This is a genomic window from Klebsiella sp. P1927, from assembly GCF_018204675.1.
Classification (GTDB): Bacteria; Pseudomonadota; Gammaproteobacteria; order Enterobacterales; family Enterobacteriaceae; genus Klebsiella; species Klebsiella pneumoniae.
Window position 1 is genome coordinate 3,166,264 of sequence record NZ_CP073377.1, and the last position, 20,643, is coordinate 3,186,906.

The window sequence follows — 20,643 nt, forward strand, 5'->3', positions numbered from 1 at the left end:
TTATTTTCCAGAATAATGATAATTTCCGCTGAAGCTCGCTATACCGTTGTAGTAAATGCTTTCGTCTGGTTGATAGTTTTCCGGGTAAACCGTAATTTCTTCACCATCAATTACCGTCGCTCCGATCCACGCGAAGCCCCTTGCGCTTGTTGAAAGCGTCATTTGCGCTAAATGCCGACTAACCGGCTTCGCTTCCCCTATCAGTCGATTTAACTCATCCAGAGTTTTTGGTGTTATCCCCACCTCGTTCAAATCAATTTCAAGACGGAACGTCCCTGGCTCGTCGCCGACGTCGAACCATTCCGCAAACGTCGCGGAAAAGCCCATATCTTCAATTACTCGCCGCACAGCTGCGCGCGTACCCTTCCGGCGATGAAGCCAGTAGGATTGCTGGATTGACGCTATTTTTTTCTCTGCCGGCCAGTTCTTATCCCACCGATCAACCGACAGCGCCCACGCCAGATACGGCAATAAATCAACCGGGCATGCCGTCGGCGTCCACAGCGTGCGAATGGCTACCGTGATTCCGGACAGCTTCGCCGTGGCAGCTTCGGCGCAACGCATCCACACGCTGGCAGAGGGAGGAAGAAGCGTGTTATTCATCCGTTCCGCCGTTTTCCAGGTTGTAGCCGATATTCCTGGCCGCCTGGATATCGCTGATCCTGATATCGTCCGGCGGGGCATTCAGCACGACACGCTGTACGCCCTGGACATGGAGCGCCGCTGAAATGGCGGAGCGCGCCACGTCTCTGCTGATTTTTTTATCGTTCTGTTTCAGGAACTTTTGCAACGATGCATCAGCAGCATTGATGATCGGCTCTGACTCCGGCCCCGGATACAGGTACAGCGTGGCGTCAATCTCGTAATCGACAATCTCAGCGCTGCGCACCGTCACGCGATCACCCAATGGACGAACCTCTTCATCGTTTACCGCTTCGGCAACAGCGGCGAGCAGTTCTGGCGACGCGGTACCGTCGCCCTCCGTGGACAGCACCGCAATAATCACTTCTGCCGGTGCCGGGCTGGAAGCCCTGGCGTCGGCAACTTTTCCGCTGGCGCTGCGGGCAAAGTATTCATAGGCCGCCGATGGCCCGGCGACACTCATTCCCTCAAAAGCAGCCTGCGCCCGCAGGCGTAGCGCCTCGTCACTTTCCATTTCGGCATCAGTTGTCTCGGTTGCTTCGGTCTTGATCAGGCGTTCGGTATCGAGGTTCGCCGCGATATTATCCAGATCGTCACCGGTCGAATGACTCAGCATGCAGGCGGCCGCCCCTTCGTTAATACGCTGGCGCAGTAACATCTCGCGATATGCCAGTGCCTGGGCGAGTACATTTAATGGTTCAGACTCCAGCGCCAGGGCGGCAATAACGGCGGCCTGCTGATCTGCCGGATAAGCGGCTACCATCACCGCTTTCACCTCGATCAGAATTTCTTCAAAATCCAGTTCCTCGATAATGGTCGGCTGCGGCAGCTGCGAGAGGTCAATTGTCGGCATTTTTGGCACTCCTTAACGTTACCGATCTGGTGCTCTTTTCCATGCTTTCAGTCAGCATTCCGGATAGCTCCGCCGTTACTGCGCCCGAAGCAGAATAGTGAATATTGATAGCGTCAAGCGCGATCCGCGGCTCCCATGCAGCCAGCGCGATAACGGCGGCGCTCATCAGTTGCAGGCGCGTGACGTCGTTCTGCGGGCTGTCGATCAAATCCGGGCAAAGCGAGCCGTAATTGCGGCGCATAATGCGCGTATTAACTGGCGTCAGCAGAATATCGCCCACGGACTGCCACACATGATCTTCATCCGTCAGCGTCCCGGTACCGTTCGCATTCATACCGCGATAGCGCTCACTCATCTGGTGCCCTCCGTCCAGTCGCCACCGCGTTCAACTTTGCCGTGATTGTGGTTATCCACCTGCACGCCGTTAGATATAAACGCCCCGCCGGTATGATTAAAATCACCGCGCATTTCCCCGCCTTCGGTGATATCAAGATTTTTCGCGCGCAACAGGTTGGTGCAGTTCACCTCCGGCGTATCCAGAGTGACGATCACCGACGCCTCGATCACCGCCGATTTAATACCCGTCACCTGTAAGGCGCCCGCCTCGGCGTCATAACGAAAACGCGCACCATCAGGAGCCGTGACTACCATTTCGTTACGCGTCGTACCCGGTGCGGGGTTGTCGTTGCTGTACAGACTGCCGCCAATAATGGCCGTATCCGTGTTCCCGCCGAGACACAAGAGCCAGACCTGCTCGCCAATGGACGGCGGGATCCAGACCTTAAATGCCCCGGCCCGCTGCGCGTTCCAGCGCAACCAAGTCGTTTCCAGCGCGCCGCTCTGTACCCGAACGCGCCATTTTTCCTCGTCGATCTCCGTCACCGTGCCGGTGCGGCCGATGTTCTCCAGCAGGCGGATCAGTTCGGCAATATCCATCAGCGCACTCCCAGCGAATCAATCACCTGCCGGGCAATCATCATGCGATCCGTCTTACTCAGGCCCAGCAGTTCACGGCGGGGATAGCTCGCCATCGCGCCGCTGTCATTCACCCGATCACGCAATCCATACTGGTGAACGCGGGCAATACGGGCCGCCACGCCAGTGAATCCCACGCTTGCCCCTTCAGAGGTGGCGCGAGCTTTCAGAAAACGCGCGGTGCGCAGGCGGCGGAACATGGGATCGGCTTTCGTCGTATCACGGCGAGTCTCGTTGAAGCTGATATCGAGATAACGCTCGATATCAGCACGGTAAAACGACCGCACCGCGCCTCGCCCTTCATCAAATCCGGTCAACATGCGGCCACGACTACCACGCGTCGCCCGCCAGTTACGCAAGCGGCGCTCTTCCCCCTGCCAGATAAACCCGATCCCGGCCTGCGAACGCAGTACCCGGCGGTGCCGCTTCTGGTACGGTGTGCCGTCCGGCGCAACCTGCTTACCGATCCGCTGGCTCTGAGTACGGCGCAGCGTGGTGGCAATGCCTCTTGCCGTGCGCAGGCGACGTGCTGGCGTCATAGCGGAAAGGATTTCCGCGAAGACCTGATCAAGCTGTTGAAACAGCACAGCATCGTTGCTCACGTCATCTCCCCCTCATAGCCCGGATCAAAGACCACTTCCCACTCACCGCCATTAATACGCGGACGGTCTTCCGCCAGGTGCGTAGCAACGGGTTTCCCGTTGACGTTCTCCACCATGACGCGTTCCCAGACCGGCACCTTAAACAGCACATCGGCCATGTCATCGCTGATAATGTCCGCGTCAAACTCAACTTTGCGGTTATTGTCCGGATTGAGCAGCAAATCAGGCTGGTAATGCCATACCCACGCCATAATCGGCAGCATGAGATCATCCACCTGCCCCGGAAAGTCCACGGCCAGCACCTGTATGGTGTAGCGATACATAAACGAGGGTTCGCCGGTCGCCTGCGTCTCAATGCTCCCCTTCTCCACCCAGACGGTGATCAGTTCAGGGTTGGCCTTACACCAGGTGTTTGCGGCGATCAGCGCCTCGCGTAACAATTCGGCTTTTTTCACTTTATCCCCCTGGCTATTCGCCGCAGTTCCAGCTCCTGAATGCCCGCCTTATCGGCGTTGCAGGTATCCAGCGCATCAAGCAGCGCATCAGACCAGAGCACAAGGCTCCCGTAGCGCATCGGTCTGGGCGGTGGCGCTGGCGTTTCAGTTTTTGCCGTCAGGCTTTCTGGCAAAGGCTCCTGAATGATCACCGGCGCCGACTTCGGCTGCGCGCTGGTACAGGCGGTCAGCGACAGCGTCAGGCACAAGAGCAGCAGCACAGGGATCGCCGGCCAGTTCAGTTTTGATATTTTCACGACGTTTCTCCCCGGCTTCGTTACGCTTTTGCCCCAGCGCTTTCACACTGGCTTCAATCTCGCTGACGTCCTGGCGCAGCGCCCGCACTTCGGCCAGTACATCGCTGGTCTGGTTCAGTTTTTGGGTAGCGTCTGCCAGCGCTTTTTCTGCGCCCTCTCGCTTGTTGGTTTCTATGGTTAACCGGATGCAGGCCACCGCCAGGAGGACACAGATCACCGTGATAACGGCAAGCAACCCTTTCACTTCGCCCCCTTAAACACAGGATCTGACAAGCACCACTCCCGGAACTCTTCCCGGCGGTTAACCAGTCCCTGTAAGCGCCTGCCGCCTGAGTTAACAAAATCCGTTACCCGCTCACAGACGCCGCGCCAGTCAGCCGATTGCGCGTTACGCCAGATTGTCGTTCTGACCTTCTTCCCCTGCCTGTTGGTGTACCAGGCAAGCCCGCTACAACCGACATTAAATGCGCCATCGACCAGCGCTTCGAAAACGCGCTGCGGTGCAGCTGCGCCGTTAAACTCGCGGTTAATGCAACGCTCTGCGCGCATCAGATCATTCACCCAGCGCTCTGCAATCTCCTGCTCGGCATACTCCCGGTTCTGCACTTTCCCGGTCGAGCCGATCCCCACGGTTAGTACGCCTGCCGGGCAGTAATACGGGGTCTTGCGACAATCCTCATATTTCGCCATCTTCAGTTGCGCTTCCGGGCTGGTACGCAGTGACTGCGGCCAGAGCACGGCGGCCAGCGAGATAATCGCGGCGACTGAGCAGGCAATAACGCCCTTTTTCATCGTGGCGCCTCCCTGATAGTGCGGATCAGCTCTTTCACGTCCTGCCGGTTTTCCGTGTCGTCGCGAATGGCGTCGATCAAATCGTTCAGCAGCACGTTATTGGTTTCATGGATACGGGCCATACGGCGGCGATGCATTTCACCTAACACCGCCACCACTACCCCTGTTACTGCCGCAATCGCCGTCAGCCAGTCCTTTTGCGTCATCATTCCGACGCTGCCGAGGAACACCGACCAGAGGTATGCGGCCCAATTCCAGGCGCGGTTTATTAACTCCATAGCTGCACCGTCTCCTTTGTCGCCGAGGCGCTTACCTCCGGCAGTTCCACCACCTGCCCGGCCTCCATGAAGATCTGATCAGCCAGTGACTTGTTCGCAGCAAGTACAATCTCGGTGACACCCTGGGTGGTGCCGTAATAACGCTGGCAAAGCAAATCCACCGTATCGCCCTGTAAGGCCTTCACTTTCATCAGAATGCCTCCGCAGAATTGCGAACTTCGCCGCGAATATCGGAGATAGCCCAGCGCGCATCACGCCAGTGATCGTTTGCCTGGCTTGCCAGCGCAGCGGCTTTCTTCTCCCCGGCGTCGCCGGTCGTGTCCACATCACGGAACGTTTCGATCAGCAGGGCGCGGGCTATGCTGTAAACCGCGCGGCGCCAGCGGTAAACCTTTGCGCTCTGCCCGTTAATTTCCATTGCTGGCACGGTATCCAGTGATGCAAATCCGGCGTTCTGCTGTTCGATCCGCCAGGTATCGAGCTGGTCAGCGGCATGGCCCACCGCCTCGATAACAACATGCTTCAGCCTCGAAGTTGTCACCGTGCCGGTAATGCGCATCTCCTTACGGGCATCGCTCAACACAATTTCGGGCCAGAACACACCGGCGGTGACTTTCTCGCCGCCGTCGTCCACATCCGGCACATCCTCTGCTGAGGGGGTTATTGTGCGGGGGGCTACAAGGCTCATGGTGTAGTCTCCAGAAAAGGTGGCGGTGAGCGGACGGAGAAAAGAAAACGCAGTGCGTTGCAGATCTCCGACCGCGCCGCCAGCGCACGGGGCGCAAGTCGGTTATTTTTTGGCGGCAGGCGCTTTTTTCGTTGTGGTTTTGCGCGCCGCTGGTTTTTTGGCTGTGCTTCTACGGGCGGTTTTAGGTGCGGGCTTTCCGGTCGCCACCGCCGGAACCGGTGGTGCTGCAGCGCTATCACTCTGCCCCTCTGCGCCATCGTCGCCAGTAGACTCACCTTCGGTAATAGTCGCAGCAGCGGTTTTCTTCAGTTGACTGGCGAGTTTGTCGATCAGCTTTTTCACGCCTGCGCCAGGATCCATGATCAGTGCAGTGCGCAGCAGCCCTAGTGCAGTTTCCTGCTCGGCAGGCGTGCCGTTGCGCAGGGCAAAAGCGCGTGCTTTGTGGAGTTTGGCGCGCACCATATCTGGCATATCGCTGGCTGCGGTAAACTCGGCTACTTCATCGAGCACCGCCAGATATGGCGATACGTCTGTGCTGTCGTCGGCCTTAACCTGAACCAGGATCGGATCACAAATTTCATCGACCAGAGCTGTCGCCGCCGTGCGGTTAAATCGGTCTGGCATCGCCAGGTTATGCGCGATAACGTAACGCCCGATTCGCGCCGCCAGTGGATAATCACGAACATCTATCGCCCAAATCATCAGGCGCGTGATCACTTCATCCTGGCGGCCGCTATTACCTTCGAGCGTTCCCTCAATCCACCCCTCGTAATTGGGTAGCATCTGGCGCTTAAGCGCGGCTTTCGCCTGCTCGCCCTGAATTTTTTTAAGCGCGGCCATATCCATGCGCATGCGGTGCAGGATCTGCTCATGCGCAGTGCGCGCCGTATCGGACAAATCCTCAGCCTTGCCATGACGTTCAGCCATGACGCGTTGAAAATGTCGTTGTGCCGGTGTCAGCATTGTTTCTTCCCCGATGAACGGCGGGCCGAAGCCCGCCAGTGTGCGGTTACGCGCCGCCTTCCTGCGCCTCGGCAAAGGTGATGCCGTCGATAAATGCGACGTTGCCGTAGTCCTCGATCACAAAGTCATCGTTTGAGGACTGGTATGTCGCGATGCGGTTGTACTCCGGCTCTTCCTTGATCGTCCGGCGCAGTCCGCCGCGCTGGTAGTACACCGACAGGTTTTTAAACGGCGTGATCAATACGCCATTGACCGGGAAGTAAGGCGCAATGAAGGTAGGCATGTTGCCAACGCGTTCCTGCGCAACAATCAGCTGACCGGCCAGCATTTCGGTGTTCGGGTTGGTCTGGCTCATGGCGTTAATGGCCGGGAAATTACCGGTAGTCAGCAGGTCGCCTGCCAGGATCACCACGTTATCCGGATTGCGCTTGTGCCATTCATCCATAAGGCTGTTTTTCGCGTCATAGACCGCAGCGCCGAGGTTGCCGTAGGTACCTTTCGCAATGACTTTGTTATCTTCATCGCGTGAGGTGATGGTGACGCCGGAAATAACGCGGTGAGAGGCTTCAGTGCGGATTTTCTCCAGCCAGCCAATGCCGCAATCCTGCAACAGTGGGTTAGCGGCACGATCTGACGGGTCGCTGTATTTGGTGCCGTTAAAGCCAATCATGATGCGATCCAGCGACATCTGACGAGCCATCGCGGCGCTGATCAGCGGCTGGAAGTTCGGCATATGTGCCCAGGCATCGAGCTGTTCGTAGCTGATCCCGTAGTCGTAATTGACCTTACGGCACATGTAATCAAATGGCTCCATCGTATGATTTGCGCCCGGATTACGGCGGGTAGTGGTGCTGTTGTTGACACCAGCCATCGGGCCTTTGCTACCAATCAACACTTTCTGACCAATCTGCTGATTAACGCCAAACACGTTAATTTTGCTCAGGAAAGAATCGCTCTCCTGCGCTGCCTGCTCCAGCTTTTGCTGACGGGTTGGATCAACCGCAAATTTCGCAGCAACTGCCGCAGGCGATACGCCGTTTAACTGCGCCTGGCGCAAAATGTACTGGTCAAACAGCTGGCGGGTATTGTTTTCCATGTTCTCTGCTCTCGTTGTGAATATCAGTAATCAGCCAGTTGCGCGTTAGCGCCGCCGCCCGCCGGTGGTCGCTGGTTAAAGCTGGCATCGGTGGTGCTCAACTTTTGCCGCAGTTCGGCCAGCTCACTGGTGAGTTTCTCAATGGCGGCTTTGTCCTGCTGGCGCTCCTGCTCGGCGGTGTTAAAGCGGTCAATCTGCTCTGACTGCGATTGCGCCACGGCTTCAACGACCTGGTGCATCTGGCTGAAGCGCTGATCGTCGGTTTTCTGGCCCTTGCCGATGATGCTCATCACCCGGTTAAACCACTTAACCCCTTCATCACTGCGCTGGGCGGCCAGTTCGATCACCTCTGCCTCCAGGGCTTCGGTAAACATTGGCGCTTCGCCCTGCTGGTTGTTAAAGGCCATCACCGAGGCGCGTTGCTGCGCGGCAAACTTCAGGCGATCGGTACCCAGGCTCGCCGGGGTATCGGTCATCGCCAGCCCCACCACATAGGCTTTTCCGTTGAGGGCAAACTGAGGATGCAGCTCAATGCTTGAGTAGACTTTCTGGCCTTTATCGGTCATCTGCACCATGCGATCTGATGGCTCGATCTCGGCATAAAGGGCGGTTCGTCCTGCTAACGGGCCGTCGGTAATGTCTTCAGTGCTGAGTGCCACCACATCCCCCATCGCGCCAAAATCGCTATTCGGGAACATAGAGAGATAGTGCTCAATGTTGACGCGTGCGCCGTACACTTCCGGGTTGTAATTCGCTGCCGCATCGCGAAGGTGCTGCGGTTGAATTTCGCGGCCATCAACGGTATTTCCGGAGACGGCAACGCGGAATTTCTTACGTGCTTTTGCTGTGCCTGCCATGTTCGTTTACTCGCTCGGTTTCTGAGTTCCCGGAGATGATGGCAGGGGGTGACGTGCGCTCTCAACGCGTTGTTGTTGTGAGGAAATCACCACAACCAAAAGCGAGCGAAAGGGCACGCGCGCGCGGGTTAATCTCCCCGGCAGGAAGCGAGGAGGACAAATGGCGATTGAAGAAGCATTCATCATGCAGCGGGCGCGGCAGCTTTACTGGCAGGGGTACCCGCCAGCGGAGATTGCACGCCTGATGGGTATTAATCAGAACACGGTTTACTCATGGAAAAAGCGTGATGAATGGGACGCCACGCCACCGATCCAGCGCGTGACGACGTCCATTGATGCACGGTTGATACAGCTCACCACCAAAGACAAAAAGACCGGCGGCGACTTCAAAGAAATTGATCTGCTTACGCGCCAGCTGAAAAAGCTGGACAACGGCACAACAGCCACCCAGCCGAAGAAGAAGATCCGCAAGAAACAAAACTATTTCTCAGAGTCGCAGATTGCAGCACTGCGCGAGAATATTCTCGGCTCGCTGCACTGGCATCAAAGAGGCTGGTACGACAACCACCACTGGCGCAACCGCATGATCCTGAAAAGCCGTCAGGTTGGCGCGACATGGTACTTTGCGCGCGAGGCCCTGGTGCGCGCCCTTTCCGACGATGTGAAGTACAAGCATCAACGTAACCAGATCTTTCTGTCGGCGAGCCGCCGCCAGGCGTATCAGTTCCGTAGCTTTATTCGCTCTGCTGCCGCTGAGGTTGATGTTGAACTGAAAGGCGGCGACATGATCCAGCTGTTTAACGGCGCCGAGCTGCATTTCCTCGGCACGTCCGCTGCGACGGCGCAGTCGTACACCGGCAATCTCTATTTTGATGAGTTTTTTTGGGTCGGCCAATTTGCCAACCTGAAGAAAGTGGCCGGTGCGATGGCGACGTTAAAAGGGCTGACGCGTACCTATTTCTCCACCCCGTCAGCAGAAAGCCATGAGGCTTACCCTTTCTGGACGGGTGAGGCATTCAACAAAGGGCGCAGCCACGGAAAGCGGGTTGAGTTTGATACGTCCTGGAAGACGCTAAACAGCGGGCTGATGTGCCCGGACAAAATCTGGCGCCAGATTGTCACATTGCAAGACGCTATCGATCACGGCTGGGATCTGACCGACATTGACGAAATCCGCGACGAAAACAGCCCGGAGGAATACGACAACCTGTACGGGTGCCAGTTCATCAAAAGCGGTGAAAGCGCCTTTGACTATAACCGGTTGCTGGCATGCGGTGCAGACGGCTACGACGACTGGCCCGACTGGCGCCCGTATGCCTCCCGCCCGATGGCCGATCGCCCGGTCTGGATTGGCTACGATCCCAACGGTGCCAGCGGTAAAGGCGACAGCGGCGCCATTTCAGTCAATGCCGTGCCAATGGTCGCCGGTGGCAAATTCCGCACCGTCGAGACGCTACGTATACGCGGGATGGAATTCGAAGAGCAAGCCAATCTCATTATCGGCATGCTGAGTCGCTATAACGTGCAACACATCGGGATTGATGGTACCGGTATCGGTGAAGCCGTTTATCAGCTGGTTAAAAAGCACTTCCCGGCAGCAGTCTGTTACCAGTTCTCACCAGCCAGCAAACGCATGCTTGTGCTGAAGATGCAGCAGCTCGTTCGCGGCGGCCGCTGGGAATATGACCGGGGAGAGCTTGATCTCGTTGGCGCGTTCAACTCTGTTCGCAAGATTGTCACCCCCGGCGGCGTTATCACTTACGACACTGACCGCTCACGCGGCGTCAGTCATGGCGATCTCGCCTGGGCGACGATGCTTGCCACCATTAACGAGCCGCTGGGACAGGAAGGCGGCAGCAGTATGACAGTTACGGAGTATTAACCTTGAGCAAACGAAAATCCATGCGCGGCAGGCAGTATGCCAGGGAGCAGGCCGATCTCGCCGTCTCGCTAAAAGCTGCACCCGAGCTGAACTCGTTCACATTCGACGGCCCCTGGCCGGTGAGTAGCGCGTATGACCTGCTCGATAACATGTACTGCGCCGATAACGGGCGATACTACGAAACGCCGGTTGACTGGTACGGGCTGGCCCGCCAGTTCGGCTATGCCAGCTGGCACCAATCGGCTCTGTACTTCAAACGCAACGTGCTGGCCGGTTGCTTTATCCCGCACAAACTGCTTTCACGTCAGGTGTTCTCATCCTTTGCGCTGGACTGGTTCGTATTCGGTAACGGCTATCTGGAGATGAGGAAAAACCGGCTTGGCGGTTCTCTCGGATTCCGTAACTCTCTGGCTAAATATACCCGTCGCGGCTCCGACCTGGACACCTACTGGTTTATTCAATCCGGGCTACAGGATCACCAGTTTACAACTGGCTCTGTCTGCCACGTTCTTAGCCCGGATATTCACCAGGAGATCTACGGTATGCCGGAGTATTTCGCCGGGTTGCTGTCGGCGAACCTGGCACATTCTGCCGACAAGTTCCGCAAACTCTATTACGACAATGGCTCGCATGCCGGGTGTATCGTCTACGTGAACAGCGCAATGGCCGATCAGGAGAGCCTCGACAAGCTGAAGAAGACGCTAACAGATACCCGACGCGGCGGGGCATTCAAAAACATTCTTCTTCACGCCCCTAACGGCGGCAAAGACTCCGTGCAGATCCTGCCGTTCAGCCAGATATCGGCAAAGGATGAATTCGTAGGGGTGAAGTCCTCCACCCGCGATGACATGTTAGCCGCGCATCGGGTGCCGCCTCAATTAATGGGCGCCATTCCGGAAGGCAACGGATCATTTGGCGATATCGAGAAGGCGGCCCGCGTCTTCGCAGTCAACGAGCTGACGCCATACATGGAAGCCATGAAGCATGTTAACGACTGGCTGGGCGAAGAGGTGATCCGCTTCAATCCTTACGCACTGCTCGAAAGCACGAAGTAACACCAGGCCGCATCGTCATTTCTGGCGGTGCGGTACCCGCCAACCCGTATCACCGCCCAGGCCACACAGGCCGCTCACTCACTTTCGAATCCCTACGCCTCACCAGACGCCGCCAGCGCCATTCTGGCGCGTTCACTCACTCGCGCCCTCTGGATCTGAACCAGAAGTCAGCGCGCGACAGGACGCGACTGGCGAACGATACGCCCCCCTTCCTTACCCCCTTTACGCGCGCTTGCTCCCCCGCCTCGCCTGCGCACCAAACATGCGTCTTTTTGTGCACTTTGTGTAGACCGTCCAGGCCCCGCGGCTGCTGGCGCTGCGTGGCAAAAAAGACGTTTCAAAAATTGTGCAAATTTGTGCAAACTCGCGCACACCCCTTACGCTTTTAATCGAACAAAAACCTTCAGTTAAGATTCAAATGGGTAGTCTTTTGAAAGTTCTGGATAATTTTCAACTACCCACTTCTTAACTTCATTAGTTCCTTGGATATCTGCAGGTAGGTGCTCGTGGATCATCCATTCACAGACTCTTCGTGATCTTTGGGACAAAGGCCCGTTGTCTTTGCCTGTGAGTGAATTTAGAAAATACAAAATTTCATATTTTTCTTTTCTATTGAATCTTTTATTGTCAGAAGAAATGATTTTCGGGTCATCAAAAGCAGCCTCGGCAGTATCTACATACTCGTCTTTATAGAGAAGATCGTCGGCTGTAAGTTTTTCCATGTTAGGACCACGGTGTCGCATAAACGTCCAAGTTTGCTTGGGCAACAACCCCTGCCGATTGTCGTTAATTTCAGCAATGAGATGACGCCCTTTTGTACCATTAAACATGATAAACGACTGACTTAACTCATTTGCTGTAGCGTCGGAGACAAGATAAAAACAACCAGGCATATCATAACGCCAATTGGTGATTTTCTCTTCTTGACCGAGCCATGCTTTGATCTGTTCTCTAGTGCCGACTTCTTCGGTATAATTGAAAATATATAGTTTTTTCACACAGACCCCTTATCAATCACTTTCTCTTCAACCGGGAAGTCGGGTTGGCTTTCAATCCTTCTAGAGTCAGGATTAGAAATCATTTCAAGGCTTCTAGCATCAACAGGAGTAAGCGAGCCTTTCTCTTCAATTAAATCAATAACCTGCTTTTTTAACTGATACCCTTCTGATTGCAATCTATCTGGGCTTTTTAAAGCAAAATAGGTATAAACAACAAGCGCAAAAGAAGGCGGAACAATAGCCAGAAAACTTATGACCCATGACGGCTCTCTTTCGGAATAAAAGATAAACGCCAAAGACGGCAGAGAAATCAAGCCGCAAATCCAAAGAATAGGGTTCATTACGTTCCTAACCGTAATCTTTTCGATGGAAGTTTGCGAGCGAGCACTCAATCGATCAAACATGATGACCTCATAACTCAAACGGTTACATAGAACCAATGCCGGTATTGTGTCTGCAATAATTCTTTTGTGCAACCAAGTTTGATGAACTGCCTAGACCTTAAAGAAATTCATCTATGGAACCTCTACGAAAGCAAAATGCTATTTTTGCCATCTAAACTATGAATGCAGTTGTTACTTCAGCGCACTCTTCCAACGCATGACAAGGCCATGCACCGCCATATATTCGGAAGTTAGTTTATCTTTTTCGCCTGCTCGCCATACCTTCACTTCATGTAGCCGGCCACTATCCACCGCTAGTAGGCCGCCACCGTGGCGGACGCGGGCGCCGTCGGCGATTGACCGCACGACGTCATCACTGACGAAAATCCGACAGTCACGGAGCTGCGCTCCGATGCTGGCTATCATCTCTTCGGAGATGCCGTGTTTTTGCGTCGCTTCTTTTTGCTGCGTCTGGCGCAATGCGGCCTCTGCTTTTTTCTTCTGATACTCCGCAACCGCCGTCGCGTAGTTATCTGCGCGCCGTTTCGCCTCGATCTGAAGCTGCTCGCGCCAGCGCCGATCAGCCTCTTCCGGCGTCAGGATCATATCTTTCGCGGCGGCAACTTTTGGCCCCCATGTCGGCGCGGTTTCGTCATCAATCGACGTGCGTAGGCCGCGCGCGGTACGCATGAAGGCTTGATCTGAGCTTTCCTGGGCGGATTTTCTTAGCCTGCTGGTAATCTCCTGCCTTTGCTGGCGTGAATATCGCCTCAAAACATCGATATTCAGCGGAAGTTCTGTCACTGAACTGTCGTCGGGCGCTGTTTTATCAGTTGACACCGCCGTTTCTGACGGTGATTTTTCGTCCGATTCGGCGCTCGCCGTACAGTTATTGACAGAACTCCGAGGGGCCGCTGCGCGGCCTTCTAAGGTCAAATTCTCGACCGGCGACGGATTACTCCTCGGCACAATCTTGTAATCGGTGGTGCGGGTGAAAATGACAGAATCACCGCCCGAATACGGGCAATAGATACCTGTGATTTTGGCGACCGTGTCACCATAATCATTTCCATCCTCGGTGTATTCGTAGTTGAGGCGAACGCGCAGGCAATCTCGCGGAACAAATGGGCCTCCCTGGGCGTTGGTGTATCCCGGCCAGTCCGGCGCATCAGCTGCCGCGCGGGCCGCTTCAAGTTCCGGATGCAATACCAGCTCACGGCTACCCAGCCGGCGCAGCTCGCGCCAGGTAGTAACGGGAGCGCCACCAATCTGCTGAAACTGGCGAATGCTCCAACGAGAAGCCCAAGCCCGAACGCGCTTTGCCATCTCCTTGACTGGCTGGCCGGACTCGTCGTCTAACTCGCCATCCATGCCGTAACCGTCGATATTCTTTGAGATGTATTTCGCGATGTATCCCGTCGCTGAGCCAAATTTTTCATCAATCGGCGTGACGGTAAAACGGTGCTCTTGAGCGCCTGGCTCGCCACCGTCTTCACGCAGCGCGTGTTTGCGGAAAATAGCTGTGGCGTACTCAGCCTCTTCTGGTCGCAGGAACAACAACAGGTGCCAGTGTGGGGTTCCATCATGATGCGGTTCGGCAACACGAAAACCAAAGGTGCGAATGCCTTCGCGCCCCCATTTGGCACGGACGCGCGACCATACTTTGCAGAGGTATTTCTGAGTTTTGCGCGGGCTGGCGTCGCGGTATTTATCGTTTCGCTTCCCGGATTGCACATGCGTTGAGTGATAACGCGACGGGGCAGTCAAGGTGTAGAACATGCCGACCAGGCCCATTTCGTTAGCCATATCTTCAAAACCGCGCATGCGTACCATCAGCTCATGGCGCGCGATCTTCGGGTTAGATACGCTACCCATGACCTTATCCAGCAAAGAACTACGCTCGCCGGTGTCCTGGTCTTCCAGCTCCATCGCATTAAGAAATTCAAGGTTTGCTTTCTTCTGAGCTATCCACTCCCTGAAGCAGGGATCAGAGCAATACGGCGATGCCACCTTGCTGACATAACCCGTTGCAATCATGAGGTGTTCGCGCCAGCGATCGTGGATACGGCGGATTTTACTCAGCCACCATTTTTCTTTCTGAAGGCGCGCAATAGCACGCAGTGCATCTTCGGCCTGAAGTGATTCATCGCAATATTTATCCCAGCCCGGGATCGCAATATTGAGCACCGTCGCTTTGCTGGCGATAAAGCCATATGCGTAAAGCGTGGAAAACTCAACATCAGCGGTTTTCTCATACTGAAAATCAAACTCGCGCATAAACTCGCTTTTCATCAGGTTGGCGAGCTTATAAGCCAGTCGTTTCAGGCGTTTTTTGTCCGCCCTGGGCAGCAGGTGAAAATCATCACGGAGAGGCGCAAGGAGCGCGGGGAGTTCGCTCTGCGGTAGGTATTGGGCGTTTACCGCGTCGACGCGTCGTAACACGTGCCGCTCAAACGTGCTGAACAGCCAGCGCACGGCCTCTTTTGGATCGTGACGCTCCAGCGATTCCAGGCGCAGAGAGAACCGCTTGCGGATAAACACCGGTAGAGTCTGAACCCGGCGGCGCAGGTAGTGGGCGCGTCCTTTGCGGTCGAATGCTTCACGCGCGGCACCTTCGCGCGGGCGCATGGGGGTACGATAAACGGTATCGACCAAATCCGCATAGGCGAGCGTCTTCCGCTCGCCTTTCGGGGTGAGATACTCAATAGCAGAATCTGCAACGCTATTGGGGTTAATAGCCTGCCGTTTGGCGTTCCAGCTCCATGCTAAAGCGGCGGAATCAGACATGATCCACCACTGCCATATAGGATTTTATGAACGCTGCCGCCGCTTCAATGTTGATAGCGTTTCCGTAGGTGCGCACTCTTCCCACTCTGGCGGGAACCCCATCAGCCAACGGGAATGATCCGGGTCTAACTGGCCTCCACCATCCATCCCGGCCGTGGAGCCAATCAGCATCTCTCCAGAAGCCGTTAACCGGGCCGGGCCGCATAACGCAGCTACATCCTGAAGCCGTTTCTGAATCTTTGTTCCATTGTCGCGATACGTCCGCATAGCCTCTTGCGGACATGGCGAGCGGTCGTTGCTCGTGGTCGGCGTAGGCCAGCCCGCAAGCTGCGCAGCCACATCGAGCCTGTCCGTCGATAGCTTCCCGTTGCGGATCCGCCCGCCCTGATAACCGCCTTTCCCGTCCGTTGCCGTCGGTGTGGGCCAACCCGCTAATAACGCCGCTGTCTGAAGGTTTACCCCCCCCTGTCGGTTGAAATTCCCCGCTCCCCTCCCATTGCTGGCAATCGGCGTCGGCCATCCAATAAGCACGGTCTCTCTGGTGCGGCGCGCCGACGCTCGCAGACGGAAACGCAGTCGCCCCGAAGGCATAGCCCAGGGCTTCCACGTCAGCTTGTACAAGGTCGATCCAGTCGTTCGCGTCAGCGCTGCCAGATTGCTCGCCAAAGACCACGACAGGGCGGCGCTGGCCGACAAGCCAATGTGCGGAGGGCCATAAGTGCCGCTCGTCAGCAAACCCAAGGCCTTTGCCTGCCGCGCTGAAAGGCTGGCATGGGCATGATGCTGTCCATGCCGGGCGACTATCTGGCCATCCTGCGCGACGCAGTGCGAGCGACCATCCGCCGATCCCTGCGAAGAAATGGCACTGATTGAATCCGATAAGGTCATTGGGGGTTACGTCCTCAATTGAGCGGGTGTCAACGACGCCCGGCGCAATATGGCCGGCGTCGATAAGGTTGCGCAGGTGCTGCGCCGCGTGGGGGTCTATTTCGTTGTAATAAGCAGCCACAGCGCCTCCCACACCACAGAGAAAACACGAAAGGCGAGATAGCCCATCGGGAGCCAAAACAGCAGCGAGCAGAGGGCGATACAGATAACTGTGCTTCGCCAGAACCGGCGGTAATTGGTTTCTTCGTTCATTTGCGGCACCTCAGATCGTCACCGTGTCGCCGGGCTTAACCTGGCGGGCTTCTTTTTCGCTATCGCGGATGATGATCGTGTTGCTGTAATCGCCGTAGCACAGCGCCTCCACCTCGACGACCCAGAAATGACGATATGGACGAACGTCCAGAACTCGCGTCACAACGGCATCAAGCGTGTTCATCAGATGACTCCTCGTTATCGAATCCGGCGGCCGTGTCAAACCCGATCCATATCGCCGCCGGCCGCAGATGTTCAGTAGCGCTCGTCAAAGCTCCACATGCGCCAGAGTTGCAACCCGCATCGCCGCGAAGAACGCCGATCACTTCACCGGCCATATCGCGGCTTTTGGCGCTGACAGAGCGGCGAACGCTGAAGGCATGGAGATTGAAAGCGGAGTAGATTTCGCGGGTTTCCGGGGTGTCGCTGTTGGATATCACCGCGCGGGTGCCGTGCTGGCGATGAGCATCGAGCAGGGTTGCAACCAGGTCGCGGTGATCGTCCAGGGTAAATGGCCTGCCGTAGGCGGTGAAGTTGGCGGTTTTGCTGGCCGGGATATAGGGGGGGTCGCAGTAAATAACGGCGTCATACGCCAGCTGCATAACGTCAGGAATGGTGTGGCGAAAATCGCCATCAATGAAAACGGCTTTTGTGTCGTTGGCCTTTTCGGCAAAGCGGCGCATCTCGTCAGTCGGAAAGTAAGGTGCGCCATATTTCCCGAACGGGACGTTATGATCACCCATCTGATTGACGCGATATATCCCGTTAAAGCAATGTCGGTTCAGATACAGAAACAAAGCGGCATAAAGTAAAGCAGTATCAGCCTTGCCCGTATCGCTCCACTGCATGGAGTTAAATAGCGCACGGCGCTTGTAATATTGCTCTTCGTTATTGCCACCCAGGAACATTCTGCGAGCGGTATCAATCAGTCGCTCGGTGTTGGAAGTCAGCACACGAAAGAAATTGATCAGCGCGCGATTGCTATCGCAGAGGATGTAACGGCGGTATTCCGTGTTCATAAACACGGTACCGCTGCCAACGAACGGCTCGATTAAACAATCGGCTTTCGGCAGTTGCATCAGCAGCTGCGGCATGACGCGGGTTTTGCCGCCAGCCCATTTGATAGGTGATTTAGTCATTGCGCGCCTCACAATGATTCGAGGTGCGGGGAGGTCAGGCGCTGCCAGATCTCGCAAACCTGCTCGGCCTGATAGATGGCGTCGGTTAAGGCGTTGTGTGCAACTGAGCGGCGCGGATGGGGGGCGTAACCGATAGCTCCGGCCACTGCAAGCAGCGAGCGGAAACAGCATTCATTCCAGTAAAGCCACGGCAGCATGGAAACGCCTTCGAGCGATGAGCGTTCAAATGCAGATTTGAGGATCGGGAAATCAAACGAACCGCCCTTGCACCACACCTTCAGATTCTTTTTCTTGGTTTCAGGGAATGCGCCTTCAATGAATTTGGCGAAATCCAGCATCACCTCAATTTCATGCGACTTCGCGCCTACCAGCTCGCTGATAGGTTCTTTATCCTGCCTGAGCCACCACATTACTGTGTCGGCGGAGATGTGCGCGCCGCGATCCTGCGAGGTTCGCGGATCAATGGTCTGATAGAACGAAGGGCCGATTTTTCCAGTTGACGGTTCGAAGAAGGTCGCGCCAATCGCGCAAATTACCGCATTCGGCTGGGTGCTGAGCGTTTCAATGTCGATCATTAAGTGGTTCATTGTTTGCTTTCCTCAGTGATGGTTAATTCGCGGGCATCGGCCCACTGTTCGATTGATGAATAAATCTCTTCCGGGGTGGCCCTTTCCTTTTTCAGCTGACCGATATAAATACGCAGCAGTCCCAGTAGGTGGGTGCGCTCACGTTTCCGCGCATTGGTGCTTATTTCCACAAACTCTGGATCGCTAATTCCGCCATCCAGTTTTATTGACGTGATCGACATGCGACCTCCTGAAAAAGGCAAAACGAAGCCCCGGCAAAATGATGCCGTTATTTTTAACGCTGGTTAATTAGTGGTTAGGGCGCGGTTTTCTTTTAACCTGTTTAAATAACCTTTCGTGCCAGTAATACAAAAAGTCGATAAACGTCATTCGCGCACGCTCATGATTACCGCGAATTGTTTTCTCCAGACCGTAAATAATTAAGTCTATCGACGGGCTGTCAGCGGTGACATTGACGCGAGCGCCGTTCTTCAGGTGAACGGTGAAGCCCTGCTCTGCGCTTTCCACCGCTTCGCGTATCAGCATTTCACGTTCCCACGATGTTTTCTCTTCGGTAAACATGGCGGACTCCAATGATTAATAGAGGCGTGGGCGCTTCATCTGCGCTGACACCGTGGCCGACTGTTTCAGCTGCTGAAGCATCTCTGGTGTAACTTCCACTGTTACCGCCAGCGGCTTAAAAAACATCACTGTCTTGCTTGCTGCTTCCGGTTGCTCAGCATCCATAGATGACAGGTCGTATGGCTTCGGGATATCGCCATTAGTGATCAAAATGATGATGTTACGCAGCTCTTCCAGCGTAGCCTCATCGTTCTCGCCCTGGAGCATCGCGAAGTGATAAAGGTGGGATACGCCGTGGCGTAAAAGTTGATGGGAATAATCATGGTTCCATTCCAGAAACTCCTTGTTGAAATGGAAGCATTGCAGCAGCGAATTAATTTTGTCTGCGTATTCTCTTTTCATTTTCTGCCTCGGCTAATTAATGAATAGTGAAGCGGTTGTTATTAATAATGCGACCTATCGTTTTGCGTGCTTCAGATAACGCAAAATCAATTCCGAAAGAATCACCATCTTTCATAATTTGATAGCGCTTCTTCCCTACCCTGCGCGGTAATACGCGGATGGTGAAGCCGCAACAGATTCCAGCATGCTTATTAATCCATGTAACTTTCGGCAAGTTATCAAGTGGCGTGCTGCAAATGCTCCCCGAGTGCTTGCCATGCTGTGAGTAGCGTTTATTCATTACCGATCGTCCTTAAGAAATAAACACGTCGATAAGTTTTAGGGTTACCGCGAATGCAATCGCAATAATGCATGCGATGCTAATTCCTATGACGCCCATTGCTATTCTTTCTTTCAAATAACGATTCATGCTGCCGCCCCGCCACCAAACATGTTTACGCCCATATCATTCGCCAGCTTATTGGCTTTCTTGATCCAACCTGCTCGCCAGTCCTGTCGCTCAGGGGGGAGTTTTGACGTAGCTTCATGAACCATCTCAAGCCATTCGTTCCACAGAATCAGGAGGCGGCGAGTACTGCCATCAGGGCCAAGTACTTCGCGCTCAGTGACCATAGGTAAAAGGCGGCGATCCATCATGTGACGAACGGCTGACTCCGTTTTGCCGGTTCGACGAGAAAACTCATCAGCGGTGATCGGATCTGGAATCTTAAACAGCGCGCTCAAAACTGCATCTTTCATGTGATAATCTCCATGTTTGGGGTATTACTGCTTTTTTTACCCCGGAAACGGCATCTGAATTTGAATTTTGTATCATACATTTGGAAAACGCAATATGAATTTGCCAATTAGTGAACGCCTCAAGCTCATGAGGGAAAGCGAGCGCATTACCAGCCGCAACGAAGCTGCTGAAATTATTGGAATTCCTCACAATGCGCTTTGGCGTTATGAGACTGGGGAATCAATACCAAAAGGCGACGTAATGATGAAAATTTTAAATACCCCGAGATTTGAAAAGTATGCCCTGTGGTTCATGACCGGAAAGATCGCCCCTGAATCCGGTCAGATCGCGCCGGCTCTCGCACACTTTGGGCAAGACGAAACAACGTCTCAGCCCTCAGACCAGAAAATTGGCTGAGCATCTTTCTTGCTTATCTCTATGAAAATCATCGCGTAACTATCTGTTACGTGACACAAGATCACGTGTTTACCAGA

At 54.9% G+C, this 20,643-nt stretch carries 30 protein-coding genes; 3 read left to right on the forward strand and 27 right to left on the reverse strand.

The features are described from left to right. From KB892_RS16140 to KB892_RS16210, 14 genes are all read right to left on the reverse strand, one after another. Window positions 1-603 (reverse strand): phage tail protein I, encoded by a 603-nt coding sequence (locus KB892_RS16140; protein WP_072353958.1) that lies wholly within the window; start codon window positions 601-603, stop codon window positions 1-3. Continuing rightward, on the reverse strand, window positions 596-1,495 hold the full coding sequence (locus KB892_RS16145) for a baseplate assembly protein (protein WP_040209819.1): 900 nt from the start codon (window positions 1,493-1,495) through the stop codon (window positions 596-598). The genes KB892_RS16140 and KB892_RS16145 overlap by 8 nt, the downstream gene beginning before the upstream one ends. Continuing rightward, entirely contained in the window at window positions 1,482-1,850 is a 369-nt protein-coding gene (locus KB892_RS16150; RefSeq protein WP_004187254.1) for a GPW/gp25 family protein, read from the reverse strand. Before KB892_RS16150 ends, KB892_RS16145 begins: the two co-directional genes overlap by 14 nt. After that, window positions 1,847-2,431 (reverse strand): phage baseplate assembly protein V, encoded by a 585-nt coding sequence (locus KB892_RS16155; RefSeq protein ID WP_072353957.1) that lies wholly within the window; start codon window positions 2,429-2,431, stop codon window positions 1,847-1,849. Before KB892_RS16155 ends, KB892_RS16150 begins: the two co-directional genes overlap by 4 nt. After that, a complete protein-coding gene (locus tag KB892_RS16160) occupies window positions 2,431-3,072 on the reverse strand; it encodes a phage virion morphogenesis protein (RefSeq protein WP_072353956.1) in 642 nt (213 codons plus the stop codon). The genes KB892_RS16155 and KB892_RS16160 overlap by 1 nt, the downstream gene beginning before the upstream one ends. Continuing rightward, complete coding sequence (locus tag KB892_RS16165; protein ID WP_004187249.1) at window positions 3,069-3,527, reverse strand: phage tail protein; 459 nt, start codon at window positions 3,525-3,527, stop codon at window positions 3,069-3,071. The genes KB892_RS16160 and KB892_RS16165 overlap by 4 nt, the downstream gene beginning before the upstream one ends. Window positions 3,528-3,671: 144 nt before the next feature. Further along, window positions 3,672-4,067, reverse strand: a complete 396-nt coding sequence (locus tag KB892_RS16175) for a DUF2570 domain-containing protein (RefSeq protein ID WP_117328715.1) — start codon at window positions 4,065-4,067, stop codon at window positions 3,672-3,674. After that, window positions 4,064-4,615 (reverse strand): lysozyme, encoded by a 552-nt coding sequence (locus tag KB892_RS16180; RefSeq protein ID WP_072353955.1) that lies wholly within the window; start codon window positions 4,613-4,615, stop codon window positions 4,064-4,066. Before KB892_RS16180 ends, KB892_RS16175 begins: the two co-directional genes overlap by 4 nt. Then, window positions 4,612-4,893, reverse strand: a complete 282-nt coding sequence (locus KB892_RS16185; RefSeq protein WP_004187237.1) for a hypothetical protein — start codon at window positions 4,891-4,893, stop codon at window positions 4,612-4,614. Before KB892_RS16185 ends, KB892_RS16180 begins: the two co-directional genes overlap by 4 nt. Beyond that, on the reverse strand, window positions 4,884-5,084 hold the full coding sequence (locus KB892_RS16190) for a tail protein X (protein WP_004187236.1): 201 nt from the start codon (window positions 5,082-5,084) through the stop codon (window positions 4,884-4,886). Before KB892_RS16190 ends, KB892_RS16185 begins: the two co-directional genes overlap by 10 nt. Further along, window positions 5,084-5,581 carry a head completion/stabilization protein gene (locus tag KB892_RS16195; protein ID WP_032705909.1) on the reverse strand — a complete coding sequence of 166 codons (498 nt, stop codon included), beginning with the start codon at window positions 5,579-5,581 and terminating at the stop codon, window positions 5,084-5,086. Before KB892_RS16195 ends, KB892_RS16190 begins: the two co-directional genes overlap by 1 nt. Before the next feature lie 102 nt (window positions 5,582-5,683). Beyond that, window positions 5,684-6,544, reverse strand: a complete 861-nt coding sequence (gene gpM, locus KB892_RS16200) for a phage terminase small subunit (protein ID WP_072353954.1) — start codon at window positions 6,542-6,544, stop codon at window positions 5,684-5,686. Window positions 6,545-6,590: 46 nt separating this feature from the next. After that, a complete protein-coding gene (locus KB892_RS16205; protein WP_060528036.1) occupies window positions 6,591-7,640 on the reverse strand; it encodes a phage major capsid protein, P2 family in 1,050 nt (349 codons plus the stop codon). Window positions 7,641-7,663: 23 nt separating this feature from the next. Next, window positions 7,664-8,497 carry a GPO family capsid scaffolding protein gene (locus KB892_RS16210; RefSeq protein ID WP_072353953.1) on the reverse strand — a complete coding sequence of 278 codons (834 nt, stop codon included), beginning with the start codon at window positions 8,495-8,497 and terminating at the stop codon, window positions 7,664-7,666. Window positions 8,498-8,657: 160 nt separating this feature from the next. On the opposite strand from KB892_RS16210, the gene KB892_RS16215 reads away from it, so the two are divergent. Both KB892_RS16215 and KB892_RS16220 read left to right on the forward strand, forming a co-directional pair. Beyond that, window positions 8,658-10,379: a terminase large subunit domain-containing protein gene (locus tag KB892_RS16215; protein ID WP_060528038.1), complete on the forward strand. Its 1,722-nt coding sequence runs from the start codon at window positions 8,658-8,660 to the stop codon at window positions 10,377-10,379. A 2-nt stretch (window positions 10,380-10,381) separates the two neighbouring features. Further along, complete coding sequence (locus KB892_RS16220; RefSeq protein WP_072353952.1) at window positions 10,382-11,434, forward strand: phage portal protein; 1,053 nt, start codon at window positions 10,382-10,384, stop codon at window positions 11,432-11,434. Window positions 11,435-11,841: 407 nt separating this feature from the next. Here the strand turns inward: KB892_RS16220 and KB892_RS31185 are convergent, their stop codons facing one another. The 13 genes from KB892_RS31185 to KB892_RS16285 form a co-directional block, all read right to left on the reverse strand. Further along, on the reverse strand, window positions 11,842-12,432 hold the full coding sequence (locus tag KB892_RS31185) for a hypothetical protein (protein WP_223277944.1): 591 nt from the start codon (window positions 12,430-12,432) through the stop codon (window positions 11,842-11,844). Next, window positions 12,429-12,773: a hypothetical protein gene (locus tag KB892_RS16230; RefSeq protein ID WP_087565626.1), complete on the reverse strand. Its 345-nt coding sequence runs from the start codon at window positions 12,771-12,773 to the stop codon at window positions 12,429-12,431. The genes KB892_RS31185 and KB892_RS16230 overlap by 4 nt, the downstream gene beginning before the upstream one ends. A 234-nt stretch (window positions 12,774-13,007) precedes the next feature. After that, complete coding sequence (locus KB892_RS16235; protein ID WP_072353950.1) at window positions 13,008-15,602, reverse strand: replication endonuclease; 2,595 nt, start codon at window positions 15,600-15,602, stop codon at window positions 13,008-13,010. Then, the gene (locus KB892_RS16240; protein WP_072353949.1) at window positions 15,595-16,611 is read right to left on the reverse strand and encodes a DNA cytosine methyltransferase; all 1,017 of its coding nucleotides are present in this window, start codon (window positions 16,609-16,611) and stop codon (window positions 15,595-15,597) included. The genes KB892_RS16235 and KB892_RS16240 overlap by 8 nt, the downstream gene beginning before the upstream one ends. After that, the gene (locus KB892_RS16245) at window positions 16,587-16,742 is read right to left on the reverse strand and encodes a hypothetical protein (protein WP_158413321.1); all 156 of its coding nucleotides are present in this window, start codon (window positions 16,740-16,742) and stop codon (window positions 16,587-16,589) included. Before KB892_RS16245 ends, KB892_RS16240 begins: the two co-directional genes overlap by 25 nt. A 10-nt stretch (window positions 16,743-16,752) precedes the next feature. Beyond that, a complete protein-coding gene (locus KB892_RS16250) occupies window positions 16,753-16,926 on the reverse strand; it encodes a hypothetical protein (protein WP_023328153.1) in 174 nt (57 codons plus the stop codon). Beyond that, complete coding sequence (locus KB892_RS16255) at window positions 16,913-17,881, reverse strand: DNA adenine methylase (RefSeq protein ID WP_072353948.1); 969 nt, start codon at window positions 17,879-17,881, stop codon at window positions 16,913-16,915. Before KB892_RS16255 ends, KB892_RS16250 begins: the two co-directional genes overlap by 14 nt. 8 nt (window positions 17,882-17,889) lie before the next feature. Continuing rightward, the gene (locus tag KB892_RS16260; RefSeq protein ID WP_223278681.1) at window positions 17,890-18,456 is read right to left on the reverse strand and encodes a 3'-5' exonuclease; all 567 of its coding nucleotides are present in this window, start codon (window positions 18,454-18,456) and stop codon (window positions 17,890-17,892) included. A gap of 8 nt (window positions 18,457-18,464) precedes the next feature. Further along, a complete protein-coding gene (locus KB892_RS16265; RefSeq protein WP_046624145.1) occupies window positions 18,465-18,689 on the reverse strand; it encodes a hypothetical protein in 225 nt (74 codons plus the stop codon). Window positions 18,690-18,756: 67 nt separating this feature from the next. Beyond that, window positions 18,757-19,029 carry a hypothetical protein gene (locus tag KB892_RS16270; protein ID WP_004187204.1) on the reverse strand — a complete coding sequence of 91 codons (273 nt, stop codon included), beginning with the start codon at window positions 19,027-19,029 and terminating at the stop codon, window positions 18,757-18,759. Window positions 19,030-19,044: 15 nt separating this feature from the next. After that, entirely contained in the window at window positions 19,045-19,431 is a 387-nt protein-coding gene (locus KB892_RS16275; protein WP_004187203.1) for a hypothetical protein, read from the reverse strand. 16 nt (window positions 19,432-19,447) lie between these two features. After that, window positions 19,448-19,711 (reverse strand): hypothetical protein, encoded by a 264-nt coding sequence (locus tag KB892_RS16280; protein WP_023328157.1) that lies wholly within the window; start codon window positions 19,709-19,711, stop codon window positions 19,448-19,450. Between the two features lie 125 nt (window positions 19,712-19,836). Beyond that, entirely contained in the window at window positions 19,837-20,169 is a 333-nt protein-coding gene (locus KB892_RS16285) for a Cox family DNA-binding protein (RefSeq protein WP_023328159.1), read from the reverse strand. A gap of 94 nt (window positions 20,170-20,263) precedes the next feature. Between KB892_RS16285 and KB892_RS16290 the strand changes: the two genes are divergently transcribed. Then, entirely contained in the window at window positions 20,264-20,566 is a 303-nt protein-coding gene (locus KB892_RS16290) for a helix-turn-helix domain-containing protein (protein WP_004201485.1), read from the forward strand. Window positions 20,567-20,643: the final 77 nt, after the last annotated feature.